The sequence below is a fragment of the Novosphingobium sp. AP12 genome (genome assembly GCF_000281975.1).
Lineage (GTDB): Bacteria > Pseudomonadota > Alphaproteobacteria > Sphingomonadales > Sphingomonadaceae > Novosphingobium.
Genome location: NZ_AKKE01000120.1, coordinates 1 through 13,864, shown reverse-complemented (window position 1 = coordinate 13,864; position 13,864 = coordinate 1). Strand labels below are relative to the sequence as shown.

At 63.6% G+C, this 13,864-nt stretch carries 15 protein-coding genes and 1 pseudogene; 12 read left to right on the top strand and 4 right to left on the bottom strand.

Annotation, left to right across the window (positions count from 1 at the left end; genetic code table 11):
- From PMI02_RS15810 to PMI02_RS15795, 4 genes are read left to right on the top strand one after another with little or no spacing between them, the layout of a single operon-like run.
- Positions 1–924, top strand: a complete 924-nt coding sequence (locus tag PMI02_RS15810) for an alpha/beta fold hydrolase (protein WP_007684628.1) — start codon at positions 1–3, stop codon at positions 922–924.
- A 2-nt stretch (positions 925–926) separates the two neighbouring features.
- Positions 927–1,607 carry an isochorismatase family protein gene (locus tag PMI02_RS15805; RefSeq protein ID WP_007684627.1) on the top strand — a complete coding sequence of 227 codons (681 nt, stop codon included), beginning with the start codon at positions 927–929 and terminating at the stop codon, positions 1,605–1,607.
- 15 nt (positions 1,608–1,622) lie between these two features.
- Positions 1,623–2,240 carry a pyridoxamine 5'-phosphate oxidase family protein gene (locus PMI02_RS15800; protein ID WP_036504172.1) on the top strand — a complete coding sequence of 206 codons (618 nt, stop codon included), beginning with the start codon at positions 1,623–1,625 and terminating at the stop codon, positions 2,238–2,240.
- Positions 2,241–2,251: 11 nt separating this feature from the next.
- Positions 2,252–2,722, top strand: coding sequence for a nuclear transport factor 2 family protein (locus tag PMI02_RS15795; protein ID WP_007684623.1), 471 nt, complete (start codon positions 2,252–2,254; stop codon positions 2,720–2,722).
- 322 nt (positions 2,723–3,044) lie between these two features.
- Here PMI02_RS15795 and PMI02_RS15790 read toward each other — a convergent pair whose 3' ends face one another.
- The gene (locus tag PMI02_RS15790) at positions 3,045–3,956 is read right to left on the bottom strand and encodes a LysR family transcriptional regulator (RefSeq protein ID WP_007684620.1); all 912 of its coding nucleotides are present in this window, start codon (positions 3,954–3,956) and stop codon (positions 3,045–3,047) included.
- A gap of 115 nt (positions 3,957–4,071) precedes the next feature.
- On the opposite strand from PMI02_RS15790, the gene PMI02_RS15785 reads away from it, so the two are divergent.
- The 3 genes and pseudogenes from PMI02_RS15785 to PMI02_RS15775 form a co-directional block, all read left to right on the top strand.
- Positions 4,072–4,872 (top strand): type 1 glutamine amidotransferase domain-containing protein, encoded by an 801-nt coding sequence (locus tag PMI02_RS15785; RefSeq protein WP_007684619.1) that lies wholly within the window; start codon positions 4,072–4,074, stop codon positions 4,870–4,872.
- A 71-nt stretch (positions 4,873–4,943) separates the two neighbouring features.
- On the top strand, positions 4,944–5,240 hold the full coding sequence (locus tag PMI02_RS15780; protein ID WP_007684618.1) for a putative quinol monooxygenase: 297 nt from the start codon (positions 4,944–4,946) through the stop codon (positions 5,238–5,240).
- A 136-nt stretch (positions 5,241–5,376) separates the two neighbouring features.
- Positions 5,377–5,556: pseudogene (locus PMI02_RS15775) on the top strand (hypothetical protein); the annotation flags it as partial.
- A 279-nt stretch (positions 5,557–5,835) separates the two neighbouring features.
- Here PMI02_RS15775 and PMI02_RS15770 read toward each other — a convergent pair.
- From PMI02_RS15770 to PMI02_RS15760, 3 genes are read right to left on the bottom strand one after another with little or no spacing between them, the layout of a single operon-like run.
- Positions 5,836–7,887 (bottom strand): M3 family metallopeptidase, encoded by a 2,052-nt coding sequence (locus tag PMI02_RS15770; protein WP_036504169.1) that lies wholly within the window; start codon positions 7,885–7,887, stop codon positions 5,836–5,838.
- Positions 7,853–8,668 carry a transglutaminase family protein gene (locus PMI02_RS15765; protein ID WP_007684615.1) on the bottom strand — a complete coding sequence of 272 codons (816 nt, stop codon included), beginning with the start codon at positions 8,666–8,668 and terminating at the stop codon, positions 7,853–7,855. The genes PMI02_RS15770 and PMI02_RS15765 overlap by 35 nt, the downstream gene beginning before the upstream one ends.
- A gap of 5 nt (positions 8,669–8,673) precedes the next feature.
- Positions 8,674–9,612, bottom strand: coding sequence for a transglutaminase family protein (locus PMI02_RS15760; protein ID WP_007684614.1), 939 nt, complete (start codon positions 9,610–9,612; stop codon positions 8,674–8,676).
- A gap of 14 nt (positions 9,613–9,626) precedes the next feature.
- Here PMI02_RS15760 and PMI02_RS15755 point away from each other — a divergent pair, with 14 nt between their 5' ends.
- The 5 genes from PMI02_RS15755 (at position 9,627) to PMI02_RS25955 (ending at position 13,800) form a co-directional block, all read left to right on the top strand.
- Positions 9,627–10,400 (top strand): N-formylglutamate amidohydrolase, encoded by a 774-nt coding sequence (locus PMI02_RS15755; RefSeq protein ID WP_007684612.1) that lies wholly within the window; start codon positions 9,627–9,629, stop codon positions 10,398–10,400.
- A 91-nt stretch (positions 10,401–10,491) separates the two neighbouring features.
- Positions 10,492–10,899: an SDR family NAD(P)-dependent oxidoreductase gene (locus PMI02_RS15750; protein ID WP_081496717.1), complete on the top strand. Its 408-nt coding sequence runs from the start codon at positions 10,492–10,494 to the stop codon at positions 10,897–10,899.
- A gap of 162 nt (positions 10,900–11,061) precedes the next feature.
- Positions 11,062–12,378 (top strand): cytochrome P450, encoded by a 1,317-nt coding sequence (locus PMI02_RS15745; RefSeq protein WP_007684608.1) that lies wholly within the window; start codon positions 11,062–11,064, stop codon positions 12,376–12,378.
- Complete coding sequence (locus PMI02_RS15740) at positions 12,375–12,569, top strand: ferredoxin (protein ID WP_007684606.1); 195 nt, start codon at positions 12,375–12,377, stop codon at positions 12,567–12,569. Before PMI02_RS15745 ends, PMI02_RS15740 begins: the two co-directional genes overlap by 4 nt.
- A gap of 28 nt (positions 12,570–12,597) precedes the next feature.
- Entirely contained in the window at positions 12,598–13,800 is a 1,203-nt protein-coding gene (locus PMI02_RS25955; RefSeq protein ID WP_007684602.1) for a VWA domain-containing protein, read from the top strand.
- The last annotated feature ends 64 nt before the right edge of the window (positions 13,801–13,864 follow it).

Sequence of the window (13,864 nt, the reverse complement as noted above, 5' to 3'; positions counted from 1 at the left end):
ATGGGCCCTGCACCGCCCCAACTGCCCGTCACCTACCACCGCACGGCGATGGTCGAGGGGCTGGAGATCTTCTACCGCGAGGCGGGACCGGTCGGCGCGCCCGCCCTGGTTCTTCTTCACGGCTTTCCAAGCTCGTCGCACATGTTCCGCAACCTCATCCCGGCGCTGGCGGATCGCTATCATGTCATCGCGCCTGATCTCCCGGGGTTTGGCCTGTCGGCCATGCCGCCGCAGGAGACGTTCGACTATGGCTTCGCGCATTTCGCCGAAGTGGTGGATGGACTGCTCGGGCAACTCGGGATTGTTCGCTATGCGCTCTTCGTGATGGATTACGGCGCGCCGACAGGCTTTCGGCTGGCTCTGGCGCATCCCGAGCGTGTCTCTGCGCTGATCGTACAGAACGGCAACGCCTATGAAGAGGGGATGCAGGCGTTCTGGGAGCCGACGCGGGCGCTGTGGGCCGACAACAGCGCTGCCAACCGCGATGCCATGCGACCCTTCCTGAGACTGGAGGGCACGCGTTTCCAATATACCGCCGGCGTCAAAAATCCGGCGCGGATCGACCCCGCGGCGTGGCTGCACGACCAGCTGTTCCTGGATCGTCCCGGAGCGGTCGCGATCCAGTTCGCAATCATCTACGACTACCGAACGAACCTTGCGCTCTACCCCGATTTTCACGCTTACTTCAGAGCATTTCAGCCGCCTGCGCTGATCCTGTGGGGCGCCGCCGATACGATCTTCGCGCCCGAGGGCGCGCACGCTTTCCTGCGCGATCTGCCCGAGGCGGAGCTTCATCTCCTCGACACCGGACACTTCGCGCTGGAAGACAAGGCCGACGAGATGGTGCCGCTGATCCGCGGTTTCCTGGAGCGGCACCTCCTGGCCGGAATGGCCCTCGACACCCATCAAACCGAAGGAGAATGATCATGGCCTCTTCGTCGACCGCACAATCGAGCGTCCTTCCCACCGGCGGCGGCGCTGCGCTGCTGGATCCCGCCGACACGCTGGTGCTACTTCTCGATCACCAGGCAGGCCTGTTCCAGACGGTCAAGGACATCGCTGTGGCTGACCTGCGCCGCAACGTGGAAATGATCGCCAGGCTCTGCACTCTGCTCAAGATTCCGGTCATCACCACTGCCTCGGAGCCGACCGGGAGCAATGGCCCACTGATGCCGGAGATCCATCGGGACGCACCGCATGCCGTCTACGTTCCGCGAAAGGGCGAGGTGAACGCCTGGGACAATGCCGACTTCGTGGCCGAGGTCGAGGCGACCGGACGCAAGACCCTCGTCATGGCCGGCGTCTGGACCAGCGTCTGCGTGATGTTCCCCGCGCTGGATGCGCGCGCTGCGGGGTACGATGTCTATGCCGTCATCGACGCGTCCGGGGATCCGAGCGAAATGGTATCGCGCGTGTCGCTCGCCCGTTTCGTGCAGGGCGGCGTGAAACCAACCTCGACCAACGCGCTGTTGTCCGAGCTCCACCGCACCTGGGCGCGGCCGGAAGCCGCCGAACTGGCGCAGCTTTACGGGCTCGTGGCGCCGAACTACGCGGCGGTGATGGAGAGCTACCAGGGCGCGCAGAAAGCTGCCAGACAGGCGGGGTGATCTGGGAGACGGACGATTTCTTACGGATTTCTCGATATCGCGATAACCCCCAGCGTCCGGTCGGTACAGGCCGACATGGGCGCGGCGCGGCAGTGGGAGTATTTCGAGGGGGATCGGGAATCTGATCGGTTCACGGCCCAGGAAGCGACGTTCATCGCGCAGCGCGACACCTTCTACATCGCGACCGTGTCGGAGACGGGCTGGCCCTATGTCCAGCATCGCGGCGGGCCGGCGGGGTTCCTCAAGTTGGTCGACGAGAGCACGCTGGCATTTGCCGACTACCGCGGCAACCGGCAGTACATCAGCACCGGCAACTTGGCGGCGAACGACCGGGCCTGCCTGATCTTGGTGGACTATCCCCGCCGCGCCCGGCTCAAGATCTATGCCCATGTCGAGAAACTAACGCTGGACGCTGATCCGGCGCTCACTGATCTGGTCAAGGACGAACGCTACAAGGCGAAGCTCGAACGTATCTTCCGGCTTCGCCTCGCTGCGTTCGACTGGAATTGCCCGCAGCACATCACCCCGCGCTTCACCGAAGACGAGATCGCGCGAGCCGTCCGCCCGCTGCACGAGCGCATTGCCGCGCTGGAGGCTGAAAACGAACTGCTACGCGGTCGGCTCGGTGACTGAGGAGAACCCCTATGGATGCCCCGCGCCCACCCCTGCCGCCATTCACGCTCGAGACGGCGACCAAGAAGGTCCGTCTTGCCGAAGATGGCTGGAACAGCCGCGACCCCGCGAAGGTGGCGCTGGCTTATGCGCCAGGTAGCCACTGGCGGAACCGCGCCGAGTTTATGACCGGTCGGGATGCCATCGTCGCATTCCTGACCCGCAAGTGGCAGCGGGAGCTGGACTACCGGCTCATCAAAGAGCTGTGGGCGTTCAGCGACAACCGCATCGCCGTCCGGTTCGCATACGAATGGCATAACGACAGCGGCAAGTGGTTCCGTTCTCACGGCAACGAGAACTGGGACTTCGATGACAACGGGCTCATGCGGCGGCGTTTGGCTTGCATCAATGATGCGCCTATCGGCGAAGAGGACCGGCTATTTCACTGGGCCTCCGGTCGCCGGCCCGATGACCATCCGGGTTTAGAGATGCTAGGGCTTTGAATCTTCAGCAGTGCCTTGTCAGTCTCTTCATCAAGCAAAATCTCACCTGAATGAACGGGCGGAACTGTGAAAGCAATTTTGAGTCCGGAACGTCTGCAATCAGGGCGACATTCGAGTTGGGCAGGACGATAGTGGTAGGTCGCGACTCTAGGCATACACCCAACGACCAATTTTCGCCGCCTGGGTGGAGACCGTCCGCTATTCCGGCATATATAGATTAGCTCACCCCATTTGGAACTCGGCCCTGCGCAGATCCCGGATAGGCCGTTGTTGTCGGTCATCGGAGCGATCAGGCACCGCGCCGCACCATACTCGGGTGCGCTCAGTGAGCGTCGCCTTTAAGCTGCATCGCGACGTCCTGGATCAGTGCTCTCAACCAGCGGTGAGCCGGGTCATGTCGGTAGCGGACGTGCCAAGCCATCTCGACAGGGAAGCTGCCGAGATCGACGGGTGAGGGCAGGATCTTTAACCGCGGGTCCTGCATCAGCCGCCGGCAGATGAGCGAAGGCAACGTCGCGCAGTAATCGGTCACCGCGACCATCTCGGCGACCGCGAAGAAATTGGTCACGGAAATGGCAACGTCGCGCTTGAGCTGCTGCTGCGCCAACGCCTGGAAAAGGCCGGCCCGCATTCGCCCAGGCGGCATGATGTTGACGTGCTTCAGCTTCTCGAACTGTTCGCGCGTCATCGTATCGCCGATCTCGGGATGATCCGCGCGCACGGCACAGGCAAGCCCCTCGTCCATCAGATGCTGGACAACGAGATTGTCTGGTGGATCGACGATGCGGCCGAGCACCAGTGCGGTCGTACCGGACACGACACCGGTCTCGCCGAGGTCGTTGCCATAAGGCGTCAACCGCAGCTTGATGCCTGGCGCGACCTGCTGCAGCCGGGCAACGATCGCCGGCACCAGAACGAACTCGACGTAGCCGTTCGGCGCGACGGTGAAAAGGCGTTCGGCCTGGGCGGGATCAAACCCCTGTTGGCCGAGCACCGCGTCATCGAGCTGCGCCAGCGCGTCAGCGATCGCGGGCGCCAGCTCGAGCGCAACCGGAGTCGGCTGCATACCATAGCGCTCGCGGATGAAGAGCTGGTCCTGCAACATCAGCCGCAAGCGCGACAGCGCATTGGAGAGCGCTGGTTGCGTCATACCTACGCGCTCAGCCGCGCGTGTGACGCTGCGCTCTTCCATCAAGGCAACGAAGACCGGCAGAAGATTGAGATCGTAGCGCATTCAGTGATATTGATGAGAGCATATCTAACATCAAGACAATAAACTTCTCGAATATATCAGGATGCCCCATCTCCCTCTCGTCGGCAGCGAGCGCTGCAAAACAATGGAGGCTCAGATGACCAAGGCGAAAATACTCATCCTCGGATCCAACGCGACGCGGATCGAACTGCGCGGCGGCGGCACCGCCACGATCGGCCAGTACCTCAACGAGACGACGATTCCCGCACTGGCATTGATCGACGCCGGCTACGAGGTCGTGCTCGCCACGCCCAAGGGAACCAAGCCGCACATCGATGAAGTCTCCGACACGATCGACCATTTCGGCGGCGATCAGGCCGCATATGATCGGGCGTCACGCTTCTTCGACGACCACGCTGCCATGAACGACGTGCGCACACTGCGGTCTGTCATCGAAGGCGGTCTCGACGGTTATGCCGGTGTGTTCGTGCCAGGTGGCCACGCGCCGGTGGTCGATTTGATGCAAGATCCCGATGCCGGTGCCATCCTGCGCCACTTCCATACGACTGGGAAGCCGACCGCGCTGCTCTGCCACGGTCCGGTCGTCATCGCAGCGGCTCTCGCTGACGCGCCCGCCTTCAGGGCGGCGCTGATCGAAGGCGACGAGGCGAAGGCAGCCGACTTGGCCGAAGGCTGGATCTACGCAGGCTATCGGATGACCGTCTTCTCGGCGAGCGAAGAGAAGATCGCCGAGCAGCATCTGCTGAAGGGGGAACTCTACTTCGATATGCCAAAGGCGTTGCGGATTGCCGGCGGGAACGTCTCGGTTACGCCGAGTGACTTCGCGTCCAATGTTGTCGTCGATCGTGAGCTGATCACGGGGCAGAACCCTGCCTCCGATCACGCGCTCGCCAAGGCGTTGATCGAGGCGCTCGGCCGCTCCACTGCTGCTGCATGAGCACACGCATGACGGGTGGGGCCCTTCGGGTGGGCCCCACTCTCTTCCACCCTCCCATAAGGATCAGCACCATGCCTACTTCCGTGAAAATTGTCGCCGTTCTTACAGCTCGTTCCGGTGCAGCCGATCGGCTGCGTACCCTGCTCGACGGTATGCTCGACTCCAGCCGGGCGGAACCTGGCAATCTGCGCTACGATCTCTGGCAGGACCAGAGCGAGCCTGGCCGCTTCTTCCTTGATGAGCTTTACGTAGACGCGGCCGCCGTTGCGGCCCACCGCGCGACGCCGCATTTCCAAGCGTATCTCGCCGTAATCAATGACCTCGCGGAGCGGACCGCCTTCGTCCTCAATCCTATTTCCGCGACCTGAGGGTTTGTGATGGCTCACATGAAGCATTGGATCGGGGCCGCACTCTAGGCCCGCCCCTTCACGCAGAACCAGGCGCTCGGTCTGCGAGCGAGACAAGGGCCTTTGCATCCGTCATAACCCGCGATAGGCGCGATCTATGATGAATATTCCCTGGGACCAGCCCGCAACGCTGATCGATCTGGATGGCAAGACACCGGTCGTCGGACTACTGCTCGAATGCGTGATGCACTTCTCGCTCTTCAAGCCTTTCGCCAAGGAGCAGTCGCGCATCCTGCTGACGCAGCCCGTGTTCCGCGAAGGCCGCAAAACCCGCACCTAGGTTCTCAATCCCGACGAGGTGGAAAAACTTGTCGAGCGGCTCAATGCCGAGAAGGCCGCCCAGTAGGCCCGCGCGATCAGGCGGCATCCCTCGCGTTGATCGTGGCGGAAAGGGCGAGGATCGTGCGCGCGTGCCGCAAGGACACGCCTCCGCGGTCCGTTAAAAAGCGCTTCAACGTAGGTGGCAATATAGAAGAATACTTTCATACCGCGTGTTAGATTTATTGCGCTGCGCCAAAATTGCTGAGCGATAGACCAAGCGGCGCGGTTCACCGGCTCAAGCGTCAGTGAGGTTGCGTGCGCGCATCAGAGCTTCGGGATCGGGACCCCTGCCAAGAAAGGCGGTGAACGACTCCATCGGGTCGCGGGTATTGCCGACGCTGAGGATTTCCCTGCGGAAGCGCTTGGCGAGCTGCGCATCGAAAATGTCACCCGAAGCTACGAAGGCCTCGAAGACGTCTGCGTCGAGCGTTTCGGACCATGCATAGCTGTAATAAGCGCTAGCATACCCGCCGTCGAATATATGTGTGAAATAGGGGAAACGATGCCGCAGCCCGACTGCCGGCGGCATGCCAAGCCATTCGAGCTCGGCCTCGACGAAAGCTCGGGGATCGGCGGCCGCCTGCGCCGAGCCATGCATGGCAAGGTCGATCAGCGAGCAGCCGATGAGTTCCACCGTAGCGAAACCCTGCCCATAGCTCTCGGCGCTCCGGATCGCGGCGATCAGCGCATCGGGCACGCCGAAGCCGGACAGGACTTCCCGGCTGACGATCCAGTTTTCCATCAGCTTGCTCGGAAACTCGACGAAATCGCGGGCCACCGCGGTGCCGGACTGGCTGGGATAGGTCACCCGCGAAAGCAGGCCGTGCAGGGCATGGCCGAACTCGTGGAACAGGGTACGCGCCTCGTCGATGGACAGGCGCGTGGCGCCAGTGTCCGGCGGCGGCGCGCTTGCGAAATTGGCGACGAGGTAAACGACCGGAAGGACCGTGCCGTCCATCGTTTCCTGCACGCGCAGGCTGCCCATCCAAGCCCCGCCGTGCTTCTCCGGCCGGGCGAGATAGTCGGTGAACAGCAGCCCGACAGGCCCAGCCGCCCCATCGCCCACTTCCCAGGCCCAGACATCGGGATGATAGCCGGGGATATCCGCACGCCGCGTAAAGGACAGTCCGTAGAGTCTGGCGGCCGTATCGAAGGCGGCCTGCCGGACGGCATCCAGACGCAGATGCTGCGCCACCGCCGCGCCGTCCAACGCATAACGAGAACGGCGCATCTGCTCGGCATAGAAGCGCCAGTCCCAGGGAGCGAGGGTGAATGCGCCGCCCTCGGCATCGATCAGCGCCTGTAGTTCGGCCGCCTCCTCGGCAGCGCGGCGCTTGCCGGGCTCCCATAGCTGCTGCAGCAGATCGAGCGCGGCGGCAGGCGTGTGGGCCATGCTGTCCTCTAACGCATAATGCGCATGGTCAGCGTACCCTAGCAGGGTCGCCCGCTCATGCCTGAGAGCCAGGATTTCGGCGATGACGGGCCAGTTGTTTTGCGCCCCGCCGTCGCAACGCTCGGTAAAGGCGCGCCACAGTTTCTCGCGCAGGTCGCGGCGCTGGGAGAAGCCCAGGAAGCTTTCGTAGTCAGTGCGATCGAGGGTGACGTGGAAACGACCCGGGGCCCCTGCGGCCGCGGCGCGCGCGGCAGCGGCGTCACACTGCGAGGAGGGCAGCCCGGCTAAGTCGTCCACACCCAGGTCCAGCACCCAGTCGGCCGTCGCCGCCAGGACGTTGTGGCCGAACTGGACGGAGAGCGCCGAAAGTCGCGAATGGATCTCGGCAAAGCGTTCCTTCTGCTCGGGGCCCAAAGCCGCGCCGCTTCGACGAGCGCCGGCGTAGCTGGCCTCGACTAGACGCACCTGCGCCGGCGTCAGCCCGGCGTCATGGCGTGAGGCATGGACGGCGGCGATGCGCGCCGCGAGCGCGGCGTCATGGTTGATCGCAATCGAATGCGCGCTGAGCAGCGCCGAAACATTGCCCTCGATCGCGCGGATGGCGGCAGTTCCCTGCGCAGAGGACAGCGTCCAGAACAGGCGGCGGACCCGGCCGAGCACTTCGCCCGACCGCTCCAGGGCAGCGACGGTGTTCTCGAACGTCGCCGCTTCCGCCTGTCCGGCGATACCCGCCACTTCCGCGCGTTGCCAGGCGGTGGCGGCCTCGAACGCGGGCAGGAAGTCCTCGGCCCGCACCTGCGCAAAGGGCGGGGCGCCGAGCGGGCCGTCCCAGGGACGCAGAAGCAGGTTGGTCAGCGGATCATTCAAGGGACTGGACCTCATCGGTATAGACATCGAACCGCACCAGGTTCGCCGGACCGAACGCCGTCGTCAAGGCGACGTCGGTGGCATCGCGCCCCCGCGCCATCAGGATACGGCCGATGCGCGGCTTGTTGTGGCGGGCATCGTGGGTGTACCAACTGCCATCGATGTACACGTCGAACCAGGCGCTGAAGTCCATCGGAGCATCGACGGCCGGCACCCCGATGTCACCCAGGTAACCCGTGCAGTAGCGGGCGGGCAAATTCATGCAGCGGCACAGCGTGATGGCGAGGTGCGCGAAATCGCGGCAGACGCCCTGCCGCTCCTGATAGCCGTTCCAGGCCGTCTTGTCGGGCCGCGCATAGTGATAACCGAACTCGATATGGCGATGAACGAAGGCGACGATCGCGTCCACCCGGTCGCGGGCATTGGTGTAATGGCCAAAGTTGCTCCATGCCACGTCCATGAGGCGATCGGTTTCGCAATAACGGCTACCCAGCAGGAACGGCATCGCGAAATCGGGCAGGTCCTCCACTGGCATCTGCGGGCCGTTGGCCGGGCGCATGTCCGGCTCGCCGTTGTCCTCGATGACGAAGTCGCAGGACAGGGTCACGCCGCCGGACGGTATGCTGAGGCGCGTGGCAACGTTCCCGAAGCCGTCCTCGAACTGATAGAGCGGGATATCGGGGCTGGCCAGCAAGCGCTGGGGCGTGCGCAGGTCCTGGTGGCGCGAGGGGTGAAGGCTGAGCATCGCCATCATCGCAGTCTTCGTTTCGGTTTCAAATCGGATATCGTAGCCACAGCGGATCAGCATGGGTGTCACTTTCCTGAAGCGCCGGAGCGGCGGCTGTTTACGGCGCCATGGCCGGTTGAGGGGAACTGGTCGGGATCGGCCCGGTGGACGTCGACGGTCACGTCCATGCCGAGGAAGCTGGCGGGCAGGCCGAACCACGTGCCCGACAGCGGCAGCGCCTGATAGGGATCGCGCGCCACGGCGACGCGGATTAGGCCGCGATTGCCGATGATGCCGTTGGTAGGATCGAACTCGACCCAGCCGGAGCCGGGGAGGAAGATACGGACCCAGGCATGGGTATTGCCCCCGCCGACCACGCCCTCGGACCGCGACGGATTGTAGACGTAGCCCGAGACGAACCGCGCCGCGAAGCCGAGCGCGCGCACGGCCTCGATCATCAGCACCGCGAAGTCGCGGCAGGTCCCCTGCCGCTTTTTCAGCGTCTCGAGCGGCGACTGGGTGCCCTTTTTATGTCGCGGGACATACGTGAAGTCGCGCTTGATGCTGGTTGCCATCTCGGTGAGCAGGGAAATAGTCCCGGTGCTTGCGTCGTTATTGAGGAACGCGCGGGCCCAGTTGTCGACGATGCGCCCCGGGTCCAGGTGCTGCCGCTCGATCGAGCGCAGCAGGTCGGGCATGTCCTCTGCCGAATAAGTAAAGGGAAACAGGCGGGCATAATCCTCGACGTCCACTTGCGTCTGGGCGAGCGGGGCATGCTCCAGCGTGGTCTCGCTGGTGATCGTCAGGCGCGCGGTGCGGCGCTCGAACGAGGCGACGGCCACCGAATTGCCGAAGACGTCATGCAGCCAGCGCAGTTCGCTGGGCTCGGGGTCGATGATCAGGCGCGCCGACAGCAACCGCTGGTCAAAAGCCTCGCGCGGCCGCATCATGATGCGATGTTCACCAAGCGATACAGGTTGTTGGTAGCGATACAGCGTCGTGTGATGGATCGTCAGCAGCGGCATCGAGGAGCTTCCTGGTGACCGGGCGCACGGCAGAGAGCGTGCTGGGTCCGGAGGATCCGGCGCCGTTTGGTCTGTTCAACGCAGCAGGAACCTCGCCGTTCCTGCTAATCGGCGACCACGCGGGATCGGCCGTTCCTCGTCACTTGGAACTCCTTGGTCTGCAACCCGATGACTTGGGACTTCACATAGCAATCGATATCGGCGTGTTTGGCCTTGGCCGAGCTTTGGCCAGTTTGCTGGATGCGCCTTTCCTCCACCAGGTATATTCGCGCCTCGTCATCGACTGCAATCGCATGCCCACCCGGCCCGACGCCATCGCTGAAGTCTCGGATGGGACCCCAATTCCCGGAAACCTGCATCTTACGGATAAGGCGCGCGATGCCCGGATCGGCGCGATCCACGAACCCTACCATGCCGCGATCGCGAAGGTCCTCGATGCCCGGCGCGCGACTGGCAAGGAAACGATCCTGCTGTCGCTGCACAGCTTCACCCCCGAAATGAACGGCGTAACCCGCCCTTGGGACGTGGGCATCCTGCACAACCAAGAGCCGGTCGACTTTGCGTACGCTCTACGCGACGTGCTCGCTGAACAGCCAGACCTGACTGTAGGCGACAACGTCCCGTACGCGATGGACGAAACCGACTACACCATCCCGTTCCACGCGTTCCCGCGAAACCTTGCCTACGCCGAGATCGAAGTGCGACAGGATCTTATCGGCAGCTCGCGCAAGCAAGACGCATGGGCAACGCTTCTTGCAGAAGCGGTGCGACGGGCTGCCAACATGTGAACCGTGTGCGCTGCACGTCTCGGTTTGGTTCGGTCGCGCATCAAGGGCAATGGCTGTCCGCCGACCATGGAATAGATGGTGAACGGGAGGAATAGTCGAACCCGCTGATAACCGGACGCTCACGTCCGCGGCCTATTCGGCGAGCAAATTCGCGGTGCTGGGCCTGTCCGACGCCGTCCGCGCCGAACTCGCGCCTTCCGGTGTCGGCGTTTCCACGCTGTTCCCGGGCCTCACGCGAAGCCGCATGTCGGAATCGATGTCATCCGGCCCGATTGCTGTCGACGAAGAGCGTGCCGCCACGATCCGGGCGAACATGATGGACCCCGTGTGGCTCGGCCGCGCGGTGGTGCGTGCCGTCGAGGCGAACGACCCCTACATCATCACACACCCCGAATACGAGCAGGACACGAAGGCCCGGTTCGCACAGATCCTCTCTGCTTTCGGCGAACCTGCGCAGCCCGGCTACCGCACCGGCAGGTCGGCGACTGCAAGTATCTGAAGGGAAAAATGGTTGATACGGGAAGGCCGCCCCGAGCAGCTTGGATCGTTAGGGCGATGCCATTTTAGTCGGAGGCGAACAGGTGGCAGATGCTCCGCAACGGCGTTACTTTGAGTCGACCGTGACCCCGGAGGATGCCGGCGGCACGTCGCAGGAGAGCACATGAACGATATCACCAGTGAGTTCGAAGCGCATGATTTCTTCCGTAGCGATCGGTTCATCGACGATCCTTACGGCTACTTCGACTACCTGAGAGACCAGTCTCCGGTGGTGCGAGAGCCGCATCAGGGGATCGTCATGGTAACGGGCTACGCCGAAGCGCTCGAAGTCTACAACGATCCCGCGCGGTTCTCTTCCTGCATGTCGACGACGGGGCCCTTCGCGGGTTGTCCCATCCCGCTTGCTGGTCACGAGCACGAAGACATTTCCGAACTGATCGAAACCTATCGCGACCAGACGCCGTTCAGTGATCAGCTCCCCACCATGGATCCGCCGACGCACTCGGCCCACCGGGCATTGCTGATGTCGCTGATCACACCGAAGCGTCTCAAAGAGAATGAGGCGTTCATGTGGAAGCTGGCCGATCAGCAGATCGACACGTTCCTTGCCCGCGGCGAATGCGAATTCATGGACGACTTCGCCCAGCCTTTTGCCGTGCTCGTCGTGTCCGATCTGCTCGGCGTACCGCCCGAAGACCGGACCGAGTTCCGCAAGCACCTGATCCGCGTAGAGCAGGAAAGCGGCGGAGCCGTGGTCGGCGGCACGGACGGGGAGGTCAACCACGGTCCGCTCGTGTGGCTCTACGACAAGTTCTCGAACTATATCGAAGACCGGAGGGCAAATCCCAGGGATGATATCCTGACCGGGCTCGCCAGGGCCACCTTCCCCGGCGGCGAGGTGCCGGAGCCGCTCGACGTTGCCCGGATCGCCGCCAATCTGTTCGCGGCCGGCCAGGAAACCACGGTGCGTTTGCTCAGCTATGCGTTCAAGGTGTTGGGCGAACGTCCCGACCTTCAGAAGCGCCTGCGCGAGGATCGCAGCCTCATCCCCAATTTCGTCGAGGAATGCCTGCGGATCGAGGGCCCGGTAAAGGGCGACTTCCGATTGGCCAAGAAGCCGACGAGCGTCGGGGGTGTCGATGTCCCCGCCGGTGCCTTCCTCTATATCGCCAACAGCGCCGCCAACCGGGATGCGCGCAAGTTCGAAAACCCCGGCGAATTCGAACTGGACCGGAAGAACGCCCGCCTGCATGTGGCGTTCGGTGCGGGCCGCCATGCGTGTCCGGGCGCTCCCCTGGCGCGCGCCGAGGCGGTCGTCAGCCTCAATTGCATGTTCGACCGGACCAGCGACATCCGCATCTCGGAGAAGGTCCACGGGCCCGCTAACGCGCGGCGCTACGGCTATCTGCCCACGTTCATCCTGCGCGGACTGACGCATATCGCCCTCGAGTTCGATCCGGTGGAGGATGGCCCGCGATGAATGTCCGTGTCGACACGGACCTCTGCGCAGGTTTTGGCATCTGCGTGGGTATCTGCCCGGAGGTGTTCGAACTGCACGACGACGGCTACGCCACGGTGCTGGTGGGCGAGGTGCCGCCGGAGCTCGAGGATCTGGTGCGCCGGGCGGCGAGCCAGTGCCCGGCACAAGCGATCTTCATAACTGATGACTAAAACGTAGGACTGAGGCTAGAGTTTTCGGATGGAACAGCCGGAGACGAGCGGTGAGCCTCACGCCATGACGCCTAATTTACGAAGAACTGACCGCCTCGTCGGGATATACACCGCCGTCGCGATGCTGGCGCTATATCCGGTGCTGGCCAGCTGCGACCGCAAAACGGATAGTGCGGCGGGTTACAAAACGCAGGCCGCGACGCGCGCTGCTGACGGTTCTTCCGAGGTCGAGGCCTATCTCCGCCAGTTCAAAGCTGGAGATCCCGAGGCCTGTTTCAACGATCCTGCGCTGGTTGACGCATCGTTCACAGCGTCAGAAACAGTCGCCGGTCCAGTACCGCCGGCGCGAGTGATCGTCGCGGTCGACGCGTCGGGTTCGATGGCGGGTCAGGTGTCGAGCCGCCAGAAACTCGATCTCGCCAAGTCCGCCGCGGCGGCATTCGTCGAGGAATTGCCCCCTACGGCTGAAGCAGGCCTGCTGGTGTTCGGCCAGGCAGGCAACAACCGGGCTGATGGCAAGGCGCTTTCCTGTGCTGCCGTCGATCTGCCTGTGGAAATGACCCATGATCGGGCCGCATTGGTACGCTCGGTCTCGACGATCCGCCCGGTGGGATGGACCCCGCTTGCCGCTGCCCTCAAACGCGCCGAAGCGCTTCTCACCGCCAATGGCGGTCCCGGCAAGCAGGTCATCTATGTCGTGTCGGATGGTCAGGAGACATGTGGCGGCGATCCGGTCACAGTGGCTCGGTCGATCAACCAGGGATCTACCAAGGCGATCATCAATATCATCGGCTTCGCCGTACCGTCCGGCGAAGCGGCATCGCTGCATGCGGTGGCTGCGGCCGGCGGCGGCAGGTTCGTCAATGCCGGGACCGATCGCGAGGTCGAAGCGGCCGTCGCTCGCATTCGCGAGGAAGGGCGCAAGGCGAAGAACCGCCTGGCTCAAAGTGGCGCGGTCGCACAGAACAGGATCGCAGCCTCGGGTGCAGCCGCCAAGGCGCGAATCTGCGCTGGTGGTCTCATTGCGAAGGAGCGCATCGCCGTCAGCGCCGACGTCGCGAAGAAGCGAATTGCCGGCCGAGATGTCGCGTTTGAGGAACGTGCCGAAAAAATTCTGGCGGAGCGCCATGCCGCGCTCGAAGGCCGGGCCGAGGCATTTGTGCGCGCGGCCGAGGCCAAAGGCGACCGGGCGAACGAGGCGATCGACGCGAAGGCAGAACAGGCGCGCTGATCGTCGTCGCTTTCCAACCTTCCTGTCCGTGATTGGACCTCCGCCACGCCGTCCATCGGCGGCT